Origin of the sequence: Bilifractor sp. LCP19S3_H10 (assembly GCF_052119185.1) — a bacterium.
Taxonomy (GTDB): Bacteria; Bacillota; Clostridia; order Lachnospirales; family Lachnospiraceae; genus Bilifractor.
In genome coordinates this window covers 1-21876 of sequence record NZ_JBQKFT010000015.1, presented here as the reverse complement: position 1 = coordinate 21876, position 21876 = coordinate 1, and the positions used below count along the sequence as shown (strand labels likewise).

General features: G+C 50.2%; 16 protein-coding genes and 2 tRNA genes. 17 read left to right on the top strand and 1 reads right to left on the bottom strand.

Translation table 11 applies throughout. From position 1 onward, the window contains the following. The first annotated feature begins 13 nt into the window (after positions 1-13). Complete coding sequence (locus ACTQZS_RS11445) at positions 14-1966, top strand: fructose-1,6-bisphosphatase (RefSeq protein WP_441475919.1); 1953 nt, start codon at positions 14-16, stop codon at positions 1964-1966. Between the two features lie 115 nt (positions 1967-2081). On the opposite strand, the gene ACTQZS_RS11440 is transcribed toward ACTQZS_RS11445, so the two are convergent. Then, the gene (locus tag ACTQZS_RS11440; RefSeq protein ID WP_441475918.1) at positions 2082-3194 is read right to left on the bottom strand and encodes a pyridoxal phosphate-dependent aminotransferase; all 1113 of its coding nucleotides are present in this window, start codon (positions 3192-3194) and stop codon (positions 2082-2084) included. 287 nt (positions 3195-3481) lie between these two features. Here ACTQZS_RS11440 and ACTQZS_RS11435 point away from each other — a divergent pair, with 287 nt between their 5' ends. The 16 genes from ACTQZS_RS11435 (at position 3482) to ACTQZS_RS11360 (ending at position 21610) form a co-directional block, all read left to right on the top strand. Continuing rightward, the gene (locus ACTQZS_RS11435; protein ID WP_441475917.1) at positions 3482-7021 is read left to right on the top strand and encodes a DUF5717 family protein; all 3540 of its coding nucleotides are present in this window, start codon (positions 3482-3484) and stop codon (positions 7019-7021) included. A 78-nt stretch (positions 7022-7099) separates the two neighbouring features. Next, entirely contained in the window at positions 7100-8269 is a 1170-nt protein-coding gene (locus ACTQZS_RS11430) for a DUF5716 family protein (protein ID WP_441475916.1), read from the top strand. A gap of 67 nt (positions 8270-8336) precedes the next feature. After that, a complete protein-coding gene (locus tag ACTQZS_RS11425) occupies positions 8337-9110 on the top strand; it encodes a hypothetical protein (protein ID WP_441475915.1) in 774 nt (257 codons plus the stop codon). Between the two features lie 631 nt (positions 9111-9741). Further along, entirely contained in the window at positions 9742-11211 is a 1470-nt protein-coding gene (gene trpE, locus ACTQZS_RS11420; RefSeq protein ID WP_441475914.1) for an anthranilate synthase component I, read from the top strand. Then, on the top strand, positions 11208-11807 hold the full coding sequence (locus tag ACTQZS_RS11415; protein WP_441475913.1) for an anthranilate synthase component II: 600 nt from the start codon (positions 11208-11210) through the stop codon (positions 11805-11807). Before trpE ends, ACTQZS_RS11415 begins: the two co-directional genes overlap by 4 nt. 107 nt (positions 11808-11914) lie before the next feature. Next, positions 11915-12937, top strand: coding sequence for an anthranilate phosphoribosyltransferase (gene trpD / locus ACTQZS_RS11410; RefSeq protein ID WP_441475912.1), 1023 nt, complete (start codon positions 11915-11917; stop codon positions 12935-12937). Between the two features lie 99 nt (positions 12938-13036). Next, positions 13037-13828 (top strand): indole-3-glycerol phosphate synthase TrpC, encoded by a 792-nt coding sequence (gene trpC, locus ACTQZS_RS11405; RefSeq protein WP_441475911.1) that lies wholly within the window; start codon positions 13037-13039, stop codon positions 13826-13828. Positions 13829-13920: 92 nt separating this feature from the next. Continuing rightward, a complete protein-coding gene (locus ACTQZS_RS11400; protein ID WP_441475958.1) occupies positions 13921-14640 on the top strand; it encodes a phosphoribosylanthranilate isomerase in 720 nt (239 codons plus the stop codon). 165 nt (positions 14641-14805) lie between these two features. After that, complete coding sequence (gene trpB / locus ACTQZS_RS11395) at positions 14806-15996, top strand: tryptophan synthase subunit beta (RefSeq protein ID WP_441475910.1); 1191 nt, start codon at positions 14806-14808, stop codon at positions 15994-15996. Further along, a complete protein-coding gene (gene trpA / locus ACTQZS_RS11390) occupies positions 15989-16762 on the top strand; it encodes a tryptophan synthase subunit alpha (RefSeq protein ID WP_441475909.1) in 774 nt (257 codons plus the stop codon). Before trpB ends, trpA begins: the two co-directional genes overlap by 8 nt. 268 nt (positions 16763-17030) lie before the next feature. Continuing rightward, positions 17031-17942 carry a ribonuclease Z gene (locus tag ACTQZS_RS11385; RefSeq protein ID WP_441475908.1) on the top strand — a complete coding sequence of 304 codons (912 nt, stop codon included), beginning with the start codon at positions 17031-17033 and terminating at the stop codon, positions 17940-17942. A 142-nt stretch (positions 17943-18084) separates the two neighbouring features. Continuing rightward, positions 18085-19164: a tRNA (adenosine(37)-N6)-threonylcarbamoyltransferase complex transferase subunit TsaD gene (tsaD, locus tag ACTQZS_RS11380; RefSeq protein WP_441475907.1), complete on the top strand. Its 1080-nt coding sequence runs from the start codon at positions 18085-18087 to the stop codon at positions 19162-19164. A gap of 271 nt (positions 19165-19435) precedes the next feature. Continuing rightward, positions 19436-20143: a 2-C-methyl-D-erythritol 4-phosphate cytidylyltransferase gene (gene ispD, locus ACTQZS_RS11375; RefSeq protein WP_441475906.1), complete on the top strand. Its 708-nt coding sequence runs from the start codon at positions 19436-19438 to the stop codon at positions 20141-20143. Between the two features lie 88 nt (positions 20144-20231). Then, a tRNA-Ser gene (locus tag ACTQZS_RS11370) sits at positions 20232-20317 on the top strand. Positions 20318-20497: 180 nt separating this feature from the next. Continuing rightward, entirely contained in the window at positions 20498-21208 is a 711-nt protein-coding gene (locus tag ACTQZS_RS11365) for an NUDIX hydrolase (protein ID WP_441475905.1), read from the top strand. Between the two features lie 312 nt (positions 21209-21520). Next, positions 21521-21610 (top strand) — tRNA-Ser (locus ACTQZS_RS11360). Positions 21611-21876 lie beyond the last annotated feature (266 nt).

The following is a 21876-nucleotide window of genomic DNA, read 5'->3' as shown; positions in this document are numbered from 1 at the left end:
GGAGGGCTTTTACATGGAAAATCTGGAACTGAGATACCTGCAGCGGCTGGCGGAGCTGTATCCGACCATTGCCGCTGCGTCAACAGAAATCATAAATCTGGAAGCTATACGAAACCTGCCCAAGGGTACCGAGCATTTTATCACGGATATCCACGGAGAATATGAGGCTTTTTCGCATGTGCTGAAAAACGGCTCCGGTTCCGTAAAGAAAAAGATCGATGAGGTGTTCGACCATACGCTCAGTGAGGCAGACAAGAGCGCTCTGGCAACTCTGATCTATTATCCGAATGAGAAGATGGCACTCATACGTCAGACGGAAGAGAACATGGATGACTGGTACAAAATCACTCTGTACCGGCTGATTCAGATCTGCAAGAAGGCATCCTCCAAATATACGAGGTCAAAGGTGCGCAAGCAGCTGCCGAAAGACTATGCCTATGTGATCGAGGAGCTGATCACGGAGAAGCCGGATGTTCTGGACAAGGAGGCGTACTATAATTCTATTGTTGATACGATCATCGATATCCAGAGAGCGGAAGATTTTATCGTGGCACTCTGCCATCTGATTCAGCAGATGGTTGTAGATCATTTGCATATTCTGGGTGATATCTATGACAGGGGTCCGGGTCCGGAGAGAATCATGGACCGTCTGATGAGCTATCATTCTCTGGATATCTGCTGGGGCAACCATGACATTGTCTGGATGGGAGCTTCCGCAGGATCGCTGCCCTGTATCGCCACGGTTCTCAGAATTTGTGCGAGATATGGGAATCTCGACATTCTGGAGGACGGATACGGCATCAATATGATCCCTCTGGCAACGTTTGCCACCCGGGTCTACGGCGATGATCCCTGTTCTCTCTTCAGGCTGAAGGGAGAAAACAGCACCCGGCTGCCCAATGAAAATGAACTGAACATGAGAATGCACAAGGCGATTTCCATCATTCAGTTTAAGCTGGAGGGACAGCTCTTTGGAGAGCGTCCGGAGTTCCATATGGAGGACCGTATGCTTCTTGACAAGATTGATTACGAAAGAGGGGTCATACGGCTGGATGGAAAAGAATACGCACTTCTTGATCATAATTTTCCGACAATTGATCCATCGGATCCGTATCGCCTGACGGTGGATGAGACGGAAGTGATGGAGCGGATGCAGCGGGCGTTTACGCAGTGTGAGAAGCTCTATCAGCATATGAATCTTCTCCTGAACAAGGGAAAACTGTACTGTATCTACAACAACAATCTTCTCTATCATGGCTGTATGCCGCTGACCGGAGACGGAGAATTTATGAAGGTAGACGTGTACGGGAAAAAACTGTGCGGGAGGGAGCTGTACGACGAGCTGGAAAAGTACGTCCGGAAGGCGTTTTTCGCCGTAAACGAAGAAGAGAGGAAAAAAGGACGTGATATCATCTACTGGATCTGGTGCAGCCCGCAGTCGCCTCTGTTCGGGAAGGATAAAATGGCGACTTTTGAGCGATATTTCATCGCGGAGAAGGAAACACATGTCGAGCATAAAAACCCGTACTACCAGCTTTTAAACAATGAGGAGATCATGAACCGGGTTCTTCGGGAATTCGGTCTTCCAGATGACGCGCATATTGTGAACGGACATGTACCGGTGCTGCAAAGTTCCGGCGAAAGTCCCGTGAAATGCAGCGGGAAGGTGCTCATCATCGACGGAGGTTTTTCGAAAGCATATCAGGGCAAGACGGGAATTGCAGGGTATACTCTCATCTACAATTCGTACGGAATGCAGCTGGTGGCGCTGAAGCCTTTTACCTCTACGGAGGACGCCGTCCGGAACGAGACAGATATTCACGGAGACAGGATTCTGGTTATGAACGCGCCGCACAGGCTTCATGTCAGCGATACAGATATCGGATGCCGGCTGAAGCAGAGGATTGATGAGCTGAAGGAACTGCTGAAGGCTTACCGCAGCGGCGTGATCAATGAGATGGTTTAGACACTTTCGTGCCGCTGGCGCGTCCCTTCGTGCTCATGCTTGTTGCCTTCGAAAACATATCCAGTCTCTTACACACGCTTCGCGTGTGACGATCCTGGATATGTTTTCGAAGAGCTTATACATTCACGTCTCTGCGGAGTTGGGCGAGGAGGCGGTCGTTGTCTTCGGGATTCATGAAGCAGAACCGGAAGTATTTGTTGGAGAGGAAGGGGAAGGTGGAGCAGTTGCGGATCATGAGTCCCTTCCGGATGCAGTGGTCGAAGAGAATGTCCGCGTCCATATCCTCGCGGAGAATCCGGACGAGGATAAAATTCGCCTTAGGCTGGTATACCTTGATAGAATTCCAGGTCTGAAGTTCCCGGAAGATCCGGGTGCGTTCGGTGTCGATCAGAGTACGTGTCTGATTGATATATTCCGTATCGCCGAACATCAGCCTTCCGGCGACCTCGGCGATGGAGCTGATAGACCAGGGGTTCTGCAGGGAGATGACCTTACGGATCAGATCTGTGTTGCCGGTGATCGCGTAGCCGAGACGGAGACCCGGAGCAGCAAAGAATTTGGAAGTGCCTCTCAGTACGACGATGTTCGTGTACGAGTCGGTGAGTGGGACCGAGGAGATCTTTTCATCTGCGTGCGTAAATTCTACGTATGTCTCGTCCACCATCACAAAAATGCCGTGAACCATGCAGGCGTCGAGGATGGTGCGCATCTTATCGTTGGAGATCGCGGTTGAGGTCGGATTGTTCGGATTACACAGAATCAGGAGATCGAGGTCGTCCGTCAGATGACGGCAGAGATCGTCCGGATTCAGCTGAAAATCCTCCTCCTCTTTCAGAGGATAATAGACGGTCTGGCCGCCTCTCAGAGATATTTCTCTTTCATATTCGGAATAGGAGGGACCGAGAATCATTGCTTTTTTCGGTGCATCTGCCTGAATCATCAGGGAGATCAGTTCAGTGGATCCGTTTCCGACAATGACATTTTCGTAGGTGGTGCCCGCGTACTCTGCGATCACTTTTCGAAGGTCTTTATACTCCCGGTCAGGATAGGTCTGAATGACGTCGATGTGCTCGCTGATAGATTCCCGAAGATTGCGGGAGATTCCGAGTGGATTGATGTTGGCGGAAAAGCTGGTGATTTTTTCCTTTGGGATATGGTAGATCTCTTCTATTTTTTCCAGGTCGCTTCCGTGAAAATGATCCTTGTGCTTCAATGTAAACTGAGCCATAGATGACACCTCGATTTCTAACTTAGAGCGGTTTTCTGCCTTGTCAATTGCACATACACATGAACAGATATCACGTGCACCGGTCAGAACATTGCGCAGGTTCTGTGGATGTTGTATACTTCAATGTGGATGAGACTCCAAAAGGCGTTCTCATTCGGAACTAAGTTTAATTCGAATGCGGATATTCGTCAAGCGTATGTGCTGTTCGGGGCAGACCGGGTTCTCCCGGGCAGTCTTTCCGGAAAAGGACGGCATGACGCGTATCCGTTTAGGATAAGGTGGGAGTATTGAAGAATAAGGACGGAGTAATTGAAGCCGGGTTCGTGTATGATCTTCCGAAGCTGGTTTTCTCTGAAGAAGAATATCGTATTGTTGTAGGAGAGGGAGAGGTCCGCAGAGGGACCTTTCATGTCTGCGCATCGGACGGCAGTACCATCCGGGGAAGCGTATTGTCGGAGGATTACAGGATTCATCTTCTGACAACGGAATTTGAGGGAGAGGACTGTGAGATCAGCTTCCTTGTGATTACCAAAGGGCTGCTCTCCGGGCAGAGTATCCGTGGCAGTATCCTGGTCAGCAGCAATATTGCCGAGAAAGAATATCCTGTGTACGCGGAGATCGTGGATGTTCCGGGAGATGGAGAAGAATCGGAGGTCCGGACACTGGATGATTTCTCCAGGCTTTGCCAGAAAAGTCTTAGGGAGGGATTTCTGATGTTTACGGATCCGGGATTTGCGAGAATCCTGAACGGGAACAACCGGCAGTATCTGGGACTGTACCGCGGGATGTCACACAATCCGGTTACCTACCAGCATCTTGAGGAATTTCTCGTCTCGACCGGCAAGAAGGAGCCAATCGAGATCACTCTCGATAAGCAGCAGAAGGCGGTATATCACCTGGATGTATCTCAGAAGGATACCTTGTATGTCTATCGCAATACATGGGGATACATCCGGCTTGAGGTTGAGGTGGAGGGCGATTTCCTCGAGGTGACGAAAAAGGTGATTACCACCGAGGACTTTATCGGGAAGGTCTACGGACTGGAATATGTTGTCCACAGTGACAGACTCGGTGAGGGAAAATCGTTTGGAAAAATCCGGATCCGCAGTGTTCACCAGAATCTCGAATATATTGTTGAGGCATCCCGAAAAGAGGAGTCGGAGATCCTTCCATCTGCAGTTCGGAGCAGGAAGGTCGCCTGGCTGATGAGAGATTTTCTGAGCCTTCAGCTTCACAAGATGGATTACCGCAGCTGGCTGGAGTCATCTTCCATGACGGTGCATGAGATGCTCGAGGAGAATCCAGACGATTCCGCCGCAATTCTTTATGCTGCCTATCTTGAGTTTTCCAGAGACGACAATGGTAAGGCAATGGAGCGGCTGTGGCCTATGAAAGACGGTCGGGTCAGCCCCGCGAACAGCGAGGAGAAGGGAATTTATCTCTCGCTGGCAAAGGAGGTGGGGCTGCTGCCTGAGGAGAAGCGTGACATTCTTCCGCTTCTTGCAAAATACTACCGGAAGAATCCGGGAAGCTATCTTCTGCTGAAACTTTGCCATCAGGAGGAGAACACAGAGATCATAAATTCGGCGGACCGCATGCAGGAATATGAGGACTGCTTCAACGCCGGATCCATGAGTCCTTTTTTGTACCTGGATGCGTGGAACCTTCTGGCGAGGGAGGAGTCTCTCCTGCGCAGACTTTCACCGTTCATGATTCAGGTTCTGAATTTCGGCCTGAAGCACAATTTTATCACCGAGGGACTGCTTCAGAGAACTGCTTTTCTGAGCGATAACGAGAAGAATTTTAACCGGCCGTTGTACCGGATCCTTTCTGCCGGGTACCAAAAATATCCGAACGATGCGGTTCTTGAGGCGATCTGCAAGCTGCTGATCAAGGGAAATCCGGTGGATTCGCGCTGCTTCCCGTGGTACGAGAAGGCAGTGCTTCATGATCTCCGTATTACAAGGCTTTATGAATACTATATGGAGACATATCATAAGCCGGCGGCGGAGAGACTTCCACAGCAGATCCTGATGTATTTTGCGACAAATACCGAGCTTGCGGAGAAGAAACGTGCACTGCTCTATGCCAGTATCGTACTGAACCGGGAGGAAGACGATACCAGTTTTCTGAACTATGGGCGTTATATCCGGACGTTCGCGATGGAATCTCTGCGAAAGGGACGCATGAACGAGAATTACGCGGTTCTTTACCAGCAGTATTTCCGGAAACCGGAATCGCCGGAGATCGCGGAGCTGCTCGGGAATGTTTTGTTTGTACATAAGGTCACGGTCACGGATCCGATGGTACGGCAGGTGGTTGTGAGTCATTACGCACTGAAAGAAGAGGAAACGGAGACAGTGAAAGACGGGGTGGCTTATCCCCGGATTTATACCGATGATGCCGCTGTGCTCATGGAGGATGTGCATCATCGGCGGTACGCGACAACCATTCCTTTTGAAGTAACGAGGCTGATGGACGCCAGGGACAGTGCGCATGCGATTCTGGAGCAGGGCGTGAGTCATCCTGGGGCTGAGCTTTCCATCTGCCGGGAGAAGGCGTTTCAGATGGACGTCAACAGCCGCACGGTTTCTGCTTACCGGATGGCAGTGACAGATGAGGCGTTTACCGATGAGTACCGCAAAATTCTGCGGAGGAAGCTTCTGGAATATGACATGGCTCATCCCGATGAAGAGGTACTTCCGCGGGACATGAGTGAGGAGGAAATCAATTGTTATGCGGAGGCGGATAAAGTGAGCACGATCGTGCTTTTGATCCGCGAGGGCAGATATGAGGAAGCCTTTCATGTGATATCCGAATTCGGATGTGAAGGTGTACCCACAAGGCTCCTGCTGCGTCTGTCCAGCCGGCTGATTCTCGGTGACGGAGAGGACGGGGAGAAGCTGCTGCAGCTGACTGAGTATGTATTTAAAAAGGAAAAATACGATGAGGTCATGCTGAGTTATCTCCGGGATCATTACCGGGGCTCTGTCCGGAATCTGTGCAGACTCTGGAGAAAGCTGAAGGGATTTCAGCTGGAGACGCTCAGTCTCGACGAGCGGATCCTGCTGCAGTCAATCCGGACGCATCAGTTCCCGGATGACGAGGGAAAAATTCTTTGTGATTACGTCCGTCAGCAGGGAAGACCGGAGGTAACAGCGGCATTCCTGGCCTATCTTTCGGATTATTATTTCCTCGGGGGACGAGGGATATCCGACCCGGTAATTGTCACTATGGAAAGTGCAATGGACCGTGGAGAGGTCGATTATACGATCTGCAAGCTGGCACTTTTGCGGTATTATTCTACTCTGGATACGCTGGATGCCAGACGGATGGAGAGAGCCGGCGTATTGCTGAAGCAGATGGACGAGAAGGGACTCCGTTTTGAATTCTATCACAAGCTTCCGAAGCGGCTGATTCAGGCATATCAGATCGAGGATAAGGTGTTTGTCCAGGATCAGTTCCGACCGGGAAGCCGGGTAATTCTTCATTATCAGCTGAAGGAACAGGACGGCGAACAGACAGAATGGATCAGCGAGCCGATGAATAATGTCTACCATGGCATTTTTGTGAAGGAGTTTCTTCTGTTCTATGGAGAGAGCCTGCGTTATTACATGAGTGTCATGGACGATGGAAAAATCAGCGATTCCGATACCTATGAGGTTTCTCTTGTAGACATGGACACTTCCGGCGCAACGAAGTTCCGGCTTCTCAACCGCATGCTTGAGGCGCGGGATCAGGGAGATGACGGAAAACTGCGGGAAGCAGAGGAACAGTACCTGCGACAGGAATGCTTTGTCAGCCGGTTCCTGAAGCTGATGGATTGAGGAGGGACAGATGCAAAGTTATCAGAGCAGAACGGCAGGATCAGCTGCTGCTGAAGCTGATGAATTGAGGGGGAGCAGATGAGCGAAAGAGAATTGATTGTAGGGATAGATCTCAATCGAAATCAGCCGCAGATCTGTTACTATGAACGTGAGAAAGAAAATACGGTCACCGCGCCGATGAAGGTCGGAAATGACATGGTCTCCTTCCGGGAGATTCTCGACGGAATCGAAAGTCTGGTTCATGATTTTCCGGACGAAGAGGAGAGAAACCGGCGGAGAAACGAGCTTGAGCAGAAAGCCGCGGAGACCATGAGGAAGGCACTGTACACACTTGGCCTGAGTGATCCGGAGTCACAGATTGCGGGCATCACGATCACGGTTCCTGTCCTGACCCGCCCGGTGGTGCATCTGGTGAAATCAATCTACCGGGAGCTTGGCCTCGCAAAGGCACGCGCCTTTCTTCAGGATTATAAGGAGAGTTGTTTTTATCACACGATTTATCAGAAGAGAGAGCTCTGGAACCGGAATGTTGGATTTTTTATTTTCGAGGAGGAAAAGGTATCTTTTCTGTCGATGAATATGAATCCACAGACCAGGCCGGTGACTTTTACAATGGAAGAGGGGATAACGATCTGTCTGAAACAGGACAGAAGTCTCTGGGATGAGCAGTTCTATAATATGATCAATGCGTCGCTGCGGCAGAATATGTATTCCTGTATCTTCCTGATGGGCGATACTTTTGACCGTGCGTGGGCGGGCCGATCCATTGCACTGCTGTGCCGGGCGGGACGGAAGGTGTTTGTGGTTGACAACCTATATGCGAGAGGCGCCTGTTATACGGCACGGGAGAAGGTTGTTCAGAGAAAATTCCCGGACTGTCTGTATCTTGGGGATGATATCATCCGCAATAATATCGGCATGAAGATGAACATTCAGGGGAGGGAGACCTATTATCCTCTGATCGCCGCGGGAGTGAACTGGTATGAGGCGGACAAGGTCTGTGAGATCATTCTGATCGGCAAGGAGCATGAGCTTCGATTTTTGATCAACCGCATGGATGAGAATGATCAGAAGGTATCGGTGATGCAGCTTCCTGAGCTCGATGACCGTCCGGACGGGACGACCCGTCTTCGAATTCACCTGACATGTGAATCTGCAAAACGCTGTGTCATCGAAGTAGAAGACCTGGGATTCGGAGACATGTATCCGGCAACCGGGAAAGTCTGGCGTGAGATTCTGGAGGAGTGAGACAGATGAACATCGGCAGGTTGTGCAGAGATTTTTTGCATGATGAGATTCTGGAGGAATGAGACGAATGAGCATGGCTGTGTTATGTCAGGTAAAGAGGGCGGAACATCCTTTTTATATTCGTGACATTGACCTGAATATCTATTCGATCGAGGAGCTCTGCTATTTTGCAGACCACAATCTGGCTCTGGTCGAAGAGGGTTTTTTTGACGATGCCCTGATCGGATGGATTGGAGAGGAGCTGGAGGACCGTAACTTTGTGAGGTCTCTGGAGAGAATCCGCAGAGAGGGAGTGCAGACGCTTGGAAGAATGCTGCACGCACTGAACGCCGAGACGGGATGGATTTATGTACAGGATCGTGAGAATTTTGAGAAAACTCTCGAAGCCAACCGGAAGCTGCCGGGACCGGAGAGACTGCGTCTGCGGGCCGATTCTCTGGTGGGTTACGGGAAATATACAAAGGCAATCGAGGACTACAAGAGGATCCTTGCGATGAAAGACATGGAAGGACTCGGCGAGCAGTTTCTCGGGACGGTATACAACAATATGGGAGTCACATATGCGAGACTCTTCGAGATGGATGAAGCGGTCGAATGTCTTAGAGAAGCCTATAACAGTATTCATTCCAGGGAAACAGTGGAAAACTATCTCTGCGCTGTTTATCTGGCAAAAGGAGAAGAAGCCTTTGAAAAGCTGGCGGATGATCTGAAGGCGGATAACGGAACCAGAGAATCCCTGGCAGAAGAAATCAGGAACCTGAAAGTAGACAAGCCGGAAGGAGATGTAAACTCCCTGCTGAGCGGCTGGGTGCGTGAATACCACAGGGAAACCGCGAGGTAAATGAAAAGTCGTGAGCTTTATCATCCTTGCTTTAAAAGCGAAAAATCAGGTGGGAAAATCGTGCGCATTACAGGCCGGCAATGCACGAATTTTAGATGCGAATTTGGTGCGGATTTCTCAGAAAGTTTTCTTGACAGAAGCTGTGAAACGTGGTTTAATATCAACATAATTTAAGACTACATCAGTTTAAACCGATGAAGTGGAGATAAAGCGGATGGGGCACTCACAGAGAGTCCGGGGAGGTGCGAGCCGGGCAGGACGCTGATCCGTAAATGGACCACTGAGGGCAGGGTGAAAATACCGGGATCATAAAACGGGTTATGGTATAAGTAGCTTCTGACGCAGGGCATACGTTACATGCCGGAGATATGATGGTATCTCATGAGTGTGTGGAGACACAAATACAAGGTGGCACCACGGGAATCGAAACTGTACGATTATACCCGCCCTTGACAGAAGAAAATCTGTCATGGGCGGGTTTATTATTTTACGCGAACAGTGAGCCGCAGCCGAATGCGAAGTATTCGTGTGCGGCGAAAAAATTGAAGGAGACCTGGGGCATGCAGCCTGGTGTAAACGACTCGGTGCATGTGTAAGCGGTATCAGGGAATTTGATTACGGAGGGAAGGTTATGAAGCAGACATCATTCGAAGAAGTGAAGAGGATTGCATCATCCGGCGATTACAAGCGAATTCCGGTGACGAGAGAGATTCTCTCTGATATCCGGACCCCGGTGGAAACTTTGAGAGCTCTGCAGAATGTCAGTACGCACTGTTTTCTTCTGGAAAGTGTAGAGGACAGCCGTCAGTGGGGCAGATACACGTTCCTTGGATTTGATCCGTCGATGGAGATTTCCTGTAAGGATCATATCCTGACCGTGAATGCCGGGGGCAAAATCAGAATGGAGACCGCTCACCCGGGCATCTACATCAAACAGATTATTCATGAGAACAGATCACCCCGGATTCCCGGGCTTCCCACATTGACCGGCGGACTGGTGGGCTATTTTTCCTACGATTATATACAGTACGGAGAACCGGAGCTGAAGCTGGATGCGCCGGATGAGGACAGGTTTGATGATGTGAACCTGATGCTGTTTGACAAGCTGATCTGCTACGATAATTTCCGCCAGAAGATTCTTTTGATTGTCAACATCCACACGGAGTGCATGGAAACCGATTACAATAAGGCAATCCTGCAGCTCGATGAAATGGAGAACATCATCCGGAACGGGAAGCCGAAGAAAGTGCCTGCGGGACATCTGCTTGAGCCGCTGAAGCCGAAGCTCTCCCTGGAGGAGTTCACCGGGAAGGTGGAAAAAATAAAACATTACATCCGGGAGGGGGATATTTTTCAGCTTGTATTTTCAAATCCAATGAAGGCGGCATATGAGGGAAGCCTGCTGAATACGTATCGTGTTCTGAGAACGACAAACCCGTCTCCTTATATGTTTTATTTTTCCGGTGATGATGTGGAAATTGCCGGCGCTTCTCCGGAAACGCTCGTGAAGGTGGAAAACGGGGAAATTCGTACATTTCCTCTGGCGGGAACAAGGCCGAGAGGACGCGACGATCAGGAAGATCAGCGTTTAGAGAAGGAGCTTCTGGCCGACGAAAAAGAACGGGCGGAGCACAACATGCTGGTGGACCTCGGGCGGAATGATCTTGGAAGGTTATGTAAATTTGGAACCGTAGAGGTCGAAAAATATATGTGCATTGAGAAGTATTCTCACGTCATGCACATCGGCTCGGCGGTAAAGGGACAGCTTCGCGATGACAGGCAGGCTGTTGATGCGGTAGATTCCGTGCTTCCGGCAGGAACGCTCTCCGGAGCCCCGAAATTCCGGGCCTGCGAGCTGATCAATGAGCTGGAACATGACAAAAGAGGGATATACGGCGGCGCAATCGGGTATGTGGATTTCACGGGGAACCTGGATGTCTGCATCGCTATCCGGCTGGCTTATAAGCGGAACGGGAAGGTATTCGTTCGTTCCGGTGCAGGAATCGTGGCAGACAGTGTACCCGAGAAGGAATATCAGGAATGCCGGAACAAGGCAAGGGCTGTTGTAGAAGCTCTTGAGAAAGCGGAGGAAGAAGAATGATTCTGTTAATTGATAACTACGATAGTTTTTCTTATAACCTTTACCAGCTGATTGGTGCTCTGAATTCGGATATTCAGGTGATCCGGAATAATGAAAAAACCGTCGGGGAAATCAGAGACATGAAGCCGGACTGCATCATCCTGTCACCGGGACCCGGGAAGCCGAAGGATGCCGGTGTCTGCGAAGAGGTTGTCAGAGAGATGGGAGGAGAGGTGCCGATCCTCGGGGTGTGCCTCGGACATCAGGCGATCTGTGAAGCATCAGGCGCCGTGATCTCTTATGCGAAACAATTGATGCACGGTAAGCAGTCCCGGGTGAAGCTTGACGTGACGGCACCGATTTTTACAGAGCTTCCGGAGGAGGTGACCGTCGGGCGGTATCATTCGCTGGCAGTTATCGAGAACACGCTTCCGCCGCATCTCAGGGAAATCGCAAGGGCCGACGACGGGGAGGTTATGGCAGTAGCAGATATCGAAAGAAAAATTTACGGATTGCAGTTTCACCCGGAATCGATTATGACGCCGGAGGGAAAACAGATGCTTCGCAATTTTCTGACGAGCAGCGGAATCGCTGCAAAAGAACATGGCGAAGATTAACAAAACGGCATAGAGATACGAAGAATAGGGGAACCAGATAGAAAAGCAAAGAGGAGCAGAGCAGCATAGGAAGTGAAGAATAGTGCAGCCGGACAGGAGGAACGAAAATGATCAAAGAAGCTATTGAAAAAATTGTAGACAAACAGGATCTTACCTATGACGAAGCCTATACCGTTATGAATGAGATCATGAGTGGAAAGACGACGCAGACCCAGAATGCTGCTTTTCTTGCCGCACTATCCACAAAATCCGCAAAAGCAGAAACAATTGATGAGATTTCCGGATGCGCGCAGGCAATGAGAGAACACGCGACTCCGGTCAGACATCCCGGGATGGAGGTCCTCGAGATTGTGGGAACAGGCGGCGACAAGTCCCATACCTTTAATATATCCACAACGAGCGCCTTTGTCATTGCGGCAGCCGGGGTAAAGGTCGCGAAGCACGGAAACCGCGCGGCTTCCTCACTTTCCGGAACTGCAGACTGCCAGGAAGCGCTCGGAGCGAATATCAATCAGGATCCGGAGAAGGCACTGCGTCTTCTGAAAGATGTGGGAGTGTGTTTCCTTTTTGCCCAGAAATATCACACAGCCATGAAATATGTGGGAGGGATCCGCAAGGAGCTTGGCATCCGGACCGTATTTAATATTCTTGGGCCGCTAACGAATCCGGCAAATCCGGAGTACTTCCTCCTCGGTGTGTACGATGAGTATCTGGTGGAACCGATTGCCAAGGTATTGGATAAACTCGGCGTAAAACGCGCGCTCGTCGTGTACGGACAGGATCGTCTGGATGAGATCTCCGCAAGCGCTCCGACCACAATCTGTGAGCTCCGTGACGGATACTACAGGTCGATGGTCATCACACCGGAACAGTTCGGCCTGGCACGCGGCAAAAAGGAGGAGCTTCTGGGAGGCACCGCAGAGGAAAACGCGCGCATCACAAGGGAGATCCTGAGCGGAAAGATTCAGGGAACAAAGAGAAACGCGGTGCTTCTGAATGCCGGAGCCGCAATCTATGTCGCGGGAAAAGCCGCCAGCATCGAAGAGGGAATCCGGAAGGCCGCAGAACAGATTGATAATGGGAGCGCAGAAAAAATTCTGGATGCTTATATCCGAGAATCCAATGAATAAAACAACGCGGATTCAAAAAGCAACCGGGATAGAGAAGATATATACTATAGAAAGACAACGCGGATTCAGGAAACAGCCTGGACAGGGAGGATACATGATATGATATTAGACGATCTGGCGGAAGCCACAGGAAACCGCATCCGGGAACAAAAGAAAAAGATTCCTCCGGAGGAACTTCGCCGTCGGGCGGAGTCCATGAACGCGGATAGCGGATTCCCCTTTGAGGCGGCACTTGCGCGACCGGGGATGTCCTTCATCTGTGAGGTCAAAAAGGCGTCGCCGTCAAAAGGACTGATCGCGCCGGATTTTCCGTATCTGAAAATCGCAAGAGAGTATGAGGAGGCTGGCGCGTCCGCGATATCCTGTCTGACAGAGACGGATTATTTTCTGGGCAGTGACAGGTATCTGGAAGACATCGCTGCTGAGGTGCATATACCGGTTCTTCGAAAGGATTTCACCATTGATCCATATATGATCTGGCAGGCCAGAGTGATGGGAGCCTCAGCGGTACTTCTGATATGTGCTATCCTGAGCGAGGAGCAGATCCGGGAATTTCGGGAGATCGCGGAGGAGCTTGGGCTCTCTGCGCTTGTGGAAGCCCACGATGAACAGGAGGTTGAGACGGCAGTGCGTGCGGGAGCGCGGATCATCGGTGTAAATAACCGGAATCTGAAGGATTTTACGGTTGATGTCCGGAACTCTGTAAGGCTCAGAGACCGGATACCGAAGGGAGTTCTCTATGTGTCCGAGAGCGGGATCCGTACCCCGGAGGATGTCGGAGAACTATTCCGGAACGGCACAGATGCCGTGCTGATCGGGGAGACTCTGATGCGCAGCACGGACAAGAAAGCAGAGCTTGACCTGCTTCGCCGGGAGTGTGCCGCCAGATAACAAGAAACTGTTCGAAAGACTAAAACATATTAGAGACAGGAATATATTCGAAAGACAGGAACATATTCGTAAGATAAAAAATTTTGATTGACATGTCCAATGCTGAGGCAAGGGATTCTGCGGCAGTATTTGCAAAGAAATACACGAATACGGAGGAAAATTTGAAGGAAGAGCGCAAGGAACAGTACAAGATAAAAATCTGCGGAATGCGCAGGAAAGAGGATATCCGGGCGGCGAACCGCTGGAGACCGGATGCGATCGGTTTCATCTGTACCTCCCGTTTCTGGAGGTACATCCCGATGGAACAGGCGGCGGAGCTTCGGGGTATGCTGGATCCCTCGATCACGGCCTGTGGCGTTTTTGTGAATGAGCCCTATGAGTATATCGCGGAATACCTGAAAAAAGGAATTATCAATGCTGTTCAGCTGCATGGAGACGAGGACGAATATTATATCCGGCAGTTGCGGAAGGTCATGATTTTTCAGGATACCCTGGTGCCTGTGATCAAGGCGTTTAAGATTTCGTCGGAGAGGGACATGCTTCGCGCAAAGGCAAGTATCGCGGATTATGTGCTGCTCGACAGCGGAGCCGGAACCGGACAGCGATTTGACTGGAAGCTGATTCGGGATATCGGCAGGCCGTTTTTTCTGGCCGGCGGCATCACACCGGAAAACATCCGCGAGGCGGCGGAACGGTTTCGGCCATATTGCCTGGATCTGAGCAGCGGCGTAGAGACGGACCGGGTAAAGGATCCGGAAAAAATCCGCCGGGCAATTGAGAATCTGCGAAGGCAGGACAGCACCGGCTGCTGAGCAGATCCGTTGGGGTAGATTTTACAGAAGATTACAAAGCGTAATTAACCAACAGGTCACAGCGTAGATCCGTCGGGATAGATTTTGCCGGCTGCTGCGTAGATCTGTGGCGAGATTATTCAGGAAACGACCATATGATATTCGTATTATGAACTGGAGGAAAAAATGACAAATCAAAACGGAAGATTTGGTGAATTTGGAGGGCAATATGTTCCGGAAACACTGATGAATGAACTGATTCATCTTGAGAAGGCTTACAACCATTACAAGAATGATCCGGAATTCGTGGCGGAACTGGATTCGCTGATGAAGAATTATGCGGGCCGTCCATCCCGCCTCTATTATGCGGAGAAAATGACGAAGGACCTCGGAGGAGCAAAGATCTATCTGAAAAGAGAAGATCTGAACCACACGGGAGCCCACAAGATCAACAACTGCCTGGGACAGGTGCTTCTCGCGAAGAAGATGGGAAAAACAAGGGTCATTGCAGAGACCGGAGCCGGACAGCACGGAGTGGCGACAGCTACCGTAGCCGCGCTGCTTGGCATGGAGTGCGAGGTCTTCATGGGAGAGCTCGACTGCCAGAGGCAGAAGCTGAACGTCTACCGGATGGAACTTCTCGGTGCGAAGGTTCATCATGTAAAAAGCGGTTCCATGGTCCTGAAAGATGCTGTTAACGAAGCAATGCGCGAATGGGCAGGCCGCGTGGATGACACGCATTATGTGCTCGGGTCCTGCATGGGACCGCATCCGTTCCCGACCATCGTCCGTGATTTCCAGTCGGTTATCTCAAAGGAAGCAAGGGAACAGATCCTCGAAAAGGAAGGACGACTTCCCGATGTCGTGATGGCCTGCGTCGGCGGCGGCTCCAACGCAATCGGTGCCTTTTATAACTTTATTCCGGATAAGAGCGTCAGACTGATCGGCTGCGAGGCCGCAGGAAGAGGTGTGGACACAGGAGAAACGGCGGCTACTATGGCGGTCGGCAAGCTTGGCGTCTTCCACGGAATGAAATCATTGTTCTGCCAGAACGATTACGGACAGATCGATAAGGTGTACTCGATTTCCGCAGGCCTTGATTATCCGGGAATCGGGCCGGAGCATGCGTATCTGAAAAGTATCGGACGTGCTGAATATGTTCCGGTGACCGATGATGAGGCGGTGGATGCCTTTGAGTACCTCTCACGTACGGAGGGAATAATACCTGCCGTTGAGAGTGCACACGCGGTGGCTTATGCGAGAAAACTTGCTCCGACCATGGACAAGGATCAGATTATCATCATCTGCCTGTCCGGACGCGGTGACAAGGATGTGGCATCTATTGCAAAGTACAGAGGAGTGGATATCGATGAGTAAAAAAATAACAGACGCATTTAAAAACGGCAAGGCATTCATCCCATTTATCACCGCAGGCGACCCATCCATCGAAAAAACGAAGGAATTTATCCTGACGATGGAAAAGGCAGGGGCAGATCTGATCGAAATCGGCATTCCGTTTTCGGATCCGATCGCGGAAGGTGTCGTGATACAGGAAGCGGATCTCCGGTCTCTTGAGGCAGGCACCACTACGGATACGGTCTTTGATATGGTGGCGGATCTGAGAAAGGAAACAGATATGCCTCTTGTATTCATGACATACCTGAACATTGTATTCTACTACGGATATGAGAGATTTTTTAATCGCTGTGAAGAGGTCGGGATCAGCGGAATCATTCTCCCGGATATGCCATATGAAGAAAAGGGAGAGTGCGCGGATATCGCCGCGAAGCACGGCGTCGACGTGATTTCCATGATTGCTCCGACATCAGAGGAGAGAATCCGGACGATTGCCGGCGAGGCGCGCGGCTTTATCTACGTTGTATCGTCCATGGGAGTCACCGGGGTAAGATCGAAGATCACGACAGATCTCGGTTCCATTCTCGGACACATCAAAGAGGTCACGGAGATTCCGGCGGCCATCGGGTTCGGAATCAATACGCCGGAGCAGGCGAAGGAAATGGCATCCATTGCGGACGGTGTCATTGTCGGGAGCGCAATTGTCAGGCTTGTGGCAAAGTATGGAGAAGATGCCGCACCATATATCTACAGCTATGTAAAAAGCATGAAGGATGCCATCCGCTGAAAAAAATACATGATTTGAGCACTTATGTGACGCGTATGTGGCACATAGGTGCTCATCTTTTTTTTACGCGAACAGTGAGCCGCAGCCGAATGCGAAGTATTCGTGTGCGGCGAGCGTCGCGATAGCGAGATAAAACTCGCGCAGCGTGTTTTATCTCGTTGCCGCCGTTTACGTTTTTTTTTCTGCTCCTCAGAATAATCTTGCGTTGGCAAAACGTAAGGGTTGTGGTACATTAACATACAGATTTTACAGAAAAAGAGGTTATTACATGTTAGATGTTTGTCTGCTGGGCACCGGCGGGATGATGCCGCTTCCGAAACGTTGGCTGACGTCTCTGCTTACGAGATATAACGGAAGCTGTCTGCTGATCGACTGTGGCGAAGGAACACAGATTTCGATGAAGGAGAACGGATGGAGCTTTAAGCCGATTGATATCATCTGTTTTACGCATTTTCACGCGGATCATATCAGCGGTCTTCCGGGAATCCTTCTTGCAATGGCCAATGCGGACAGAACGGAACCGCTGACGCTGATCGGACCGAAGGGACTGCACCGGGTCATCGGAGGATTGAGGGTCATCGCGCCCGAGCTTCCGTTTGAAATAGAAATGATTGAGATTACTGAACCGGAGCAGATTTTTGAACTGCACGGCTACCGTATCACAGCTTTTCGAGTTCAGCACAATATGATCTGCTACGGATACAACGTAGAAATTCTACGGGCAGGCAGGTTTGACGCAGCAAGGGCAAAAGCGGCAAATATACCGCTGAAGTTCTGGAATCCTCTGCAGAAGGGCGAGACGATGGAGGAGGACGGCACCGTTTACACGCCGGACATGGTTCTGGGACCTCCGCGAAGAGGACTTAAGGTAACGTACTGCACAGATACCAGACCAGTAAAGCAGATCGCGGAGCACGGAGAGGGATCGGATCTGATGATTCTGGAGGGAATGTACGGAGAACCGGAAAAAGAACAGAAGGCCAGGGAGCATAAGCACATGACAATGTATGAGGCGGCTGGTCTCGCCGCAGAGGCAGATCCGGGAGAAATGTGGCTTACTCATTTTTCCCCGTCCATGGTGCATCCGGAGTGGTATATTAAAGAGGTACAGAAGGTTTTTCCGCGGACAGAGCTCGGAAAAGACGGAAAAACGGCAGAACTAAAATTTGATGAGGAATAACCAATAACCCGGCTTCCGGTCCAGACGTCGGAAATACAAGAAATCCGGTTTCCGGTCCGGATGTCGGAAATACAAGAAATCCGGTTTCCGGTCCGGACGTCGGAAATACAAGAAATCCCGGCTTCCGGTCCGGGCATTGAATATGACGGAGAAGAATATGTCAGATACATTGATTCTTGGAATCGAAAGCTCCTGTGACGAGACTGCCGCTGCTGTTGTCAGAAACGGGAGGGAGGTCCTGTCAAATGTGATTTCCTCACAGATTGATCTCCACACCATATACGGAGGCGTAGTCCCGGAGATTGCGTCCCGGAAGCATATCGAGAAAATTAATCAGGTCATTCGTCTCGCACTGAAGAATGCGGGGGTAACACTGGACGATATCAGCGCAATTGCTGTGACGTATGGACCTGGTCTTGTGGGGGCGCTCCTGGTAGGTGTGGCGGAGGCAAAAGCAATCGCCTACGCGAAGAACATTCCACTGATCGGCGTGCATCACATCGAAGGGCATGTCAGTGCTAATTATATTGAGCATCCGGACCTGGAACCGCCGTTTATGTGCGAGATTATCTCCGGGGGACATACGCATCTTGTCATCGTGAAGGATTACGGGGAATTCGAGATCCTCGGCAGGACGAGAGACGATGCAGCCGGCGAGGCGTTTGACAAGGTGGCAAGAGCCATCGGCCTCGGATATCCGGGAGGACCGAAGATTGACAAGGTGGCAAAAGAGGGAAATCCGCACGCTATAGAATTCCCGAGGTCTCATGTCACAGATACGGGGAAGACTTCGCTCACCTTTGCCAGAGGGAATCAGGAGATGACGGACTATGATTTCAGCTTCAGCGGCCTGAAATCTGCGGTCCTGAATTATCTGAACAAGTGCACGATGATGCATCAGGAGTGGAATCAGGCGGATGTCGCGGCATCGTTTCAGCAGGCGGTTGTGGATTCACTTGTGGACACAGCTATGCGCGGCGCCAGAGATTACCATGTGACAAAGTTTGCGATAGCCGGCGGTGTGGCGTCGAACTCCGCGCTTCGCGCAGCGATGGAGAAGGCCTGTGCAAAGAACGGGATGAAGTTTTACCGTCCGTCACCCGTATATTGTACGGACAATGCGGCAATGATCGCGGTTGCCGGATATTATGAATTCCAGAAGGGCGCGAGGAGCGGATGGGACCTGAATGCCGTGCCGAATCTCAAGCTCGGGGAAAGATGAAAAAACATTGAAGACATGTAGCCCGCACGGGTGAGGTACAGTGAACTGGAGTCATGCAAGACGCACGGGCGAAGGAAAAAGCACTGAACACACGCAGCCTGCACGGACAATGGAAGAATGTAAAAAATGTGCAGTCCCGCACGAACAAGAGAAAAATGTAAAAATGTGCAGTCCCGCACGAACAAGAGAAAAATGTAAAAATGTGCAGTCCCGCACGGACAAGAGAAGAATGTTAAAAAATGTGCAGTCCCGCACGGAGAGGGGAGATCATATGGCTGCAAATCTGGAAAAATGCACGGCTGTGATCGTTGCCGCCGGGAGCGGCAGGAGGATGGGCGGAAAGGTATCCAAACAGTTCCTGGAACTTAAAGGAAGACCTCTGCTGGCATATACGTTGGACGTGTTTCAGAATTCTCAGAGAATCGATGAGATCATTCTGGTTGTCGGAAAAGATACGACAGATTATGTCCGGGAAAATATCGTAGAGAAATACGGATACACAAAGGTATCCAGGCTGGTGATCGGAGGGGCGGAGCGCTACGAGTCCGTTTATGCCGGCCTGCTTGCCTGTGTGGATGCGGATTACGTTTTTATACATGACGGCGTCCGTCCCTTTGTCACCGGTGACATCATCGAACGGGGGTATCAGACGGCACGTCAGTACGGTACTGCTGTTTGTGCGGTGCAGGCTAAGGACACCATAAAGATTGTGAACGAAAAAGGCGTCGTATCGGAAACTCCGATCCGGACAAAGGTCTGGAGCGTGCAGACTCCGCAGATTTTCCGATACGATCTGATCCGGAAGGCATACGACACCCTGCAGATGTTTGATAAGGATGGAATCACCGATGACGCCATGGTTCTGGAGGAGATGGGCAACAGCGACGTGCATGTATTCCAGGGAGATTACTTTAATATAAAGATCACTACGCCGGAAGATCTTGATATTGCCGAGCGTTTTCTGGAGAAAAAAACCTGAATTGCTGAAATATCCGTTGAAATATACAAAATCGTATGGTATAGTATGATCTGTCGTTGAGAAACGGCAGGTCATACATATTTTGCAGGCAGCGTTATCGAAGCGGTCATAACGAGGCGGTCTTGAAAACCGTTTGCTGGAAACGGCACGGGGGTTCGAATCCCTCACGCTGCGCTTATAAGCCCGGAGGCACATAGCTTCCGGGCTTATACCATTTTTACACGGTTATTGAGTTCGGATCATATGACGGCGCTGCTTCCTGTATAGCGTGATATAAATTTCGGATCAGACAGACTGTGTACCCGTGGCATTTCCGGTACAGACACTGCCGGGAAGAAAATAGTGGAGGAAAATGTGATCAAAGAGAATGAGAACATGATCAGAGAGGATGAAAACATGATCATACAGGAAGAGAAAAGAATACGGGACAGATTTCTTGGCCGAACTCCGGGATATCCCGAATATCCGATGCGGCAGACTTCGGCTGTCCTGATTCCATTGCTTGAAGAAAATGGCGAGGTGAGAATTTTGTTTGAGAAAAGAGCCTCCTCTCTTCATGCACAGCCGGGAGAAATCTGCTTACCGGGAGGGCGGTTTGAAAAAGGAGAAAATGCAGTGCAGGCGGCGGTCAGGGAGACAAAGGAAGAACTTCTGGTCGGAAGCAGCCAGATTGAGATTCTTGGAGAGATGGACGGAGTAATGGGCCCGGCAGGTGCCCCGGTGTGGCCGGTGGTAGGAGTCCTTCGTGATTATCAGAATACCTGGTCCGGCGATGAAGTGGATCATACCTTTACGGTTCCGCTTGACTGGTTCCGGGAGCACAAACCAGAAACCTATGTTGCACACGTTGTTACGCAACCATCCGAAGATTTTCCCTTTGAATTGATTCCCGATGGAAAAAATTACCCGTGGCATTCGAAAAAACACCTGGTATATTTCTACAGAACCGAAATGGGAGTAATCTGGGGGCTCACCGGACATATTCTGGCGTCGTTTATCAGCAGGTATGCGGGAACGGATATTCCGGATTATGTGCCGGTTGATCGGACCCGAAGCTGTATCTGAGAGACCGGTAAAACAGCCGCTAAGGTTCTGGAAGAGGTATCTTCCAATACGTATCTCTACTAATAAAAATCGTTTAAGATTTGTTTTGGCATTCCCCCACGCCCATGCGCCGTTTCGTGTGCTGTGGACGCGGTACTCTGCAAAAAGATAGGAGTTGGATGTTTCGTTTGATCCTGGGAAAAAGAAAATGAAAATAATGAAAAAAGTGCTTGCCAAAACAAATGTGTTGTGCTAACATATCATTTGTTCGCGCGAGAAATATTAACGCGGCATTGCAGTACAATTTAATTGGTCGAGATATTCGAGCAGAATGGAGATGTACCCAAGCTGGCCGAAGGGGCTCCCCTGGAAAGGGAGTAGGTCGTTAATAGCGGCGCAAGAGTTCAAATCTCTTCATCTCCGCTGGATCAGAACGTTGCAATGTATGCGATAAAACACTGATCCTGTCATGAACATTGACAACTGAACAGTAAAACACATCCTCGAAAATTCAAATGAAGTTTTATAAAATTTTTGTTTGAACGATCGAAAGTATTCAACGGGTTATCGAACTGTTTGCAGGGAGATAACGAATTGATTACGATCCTTTAAAACAGTAAAAAGGGATGAATTAGCCAAGTGTTAATTCTGAACGAATCAATCTTTTTTATGAGAGTTTGATCCTGGCT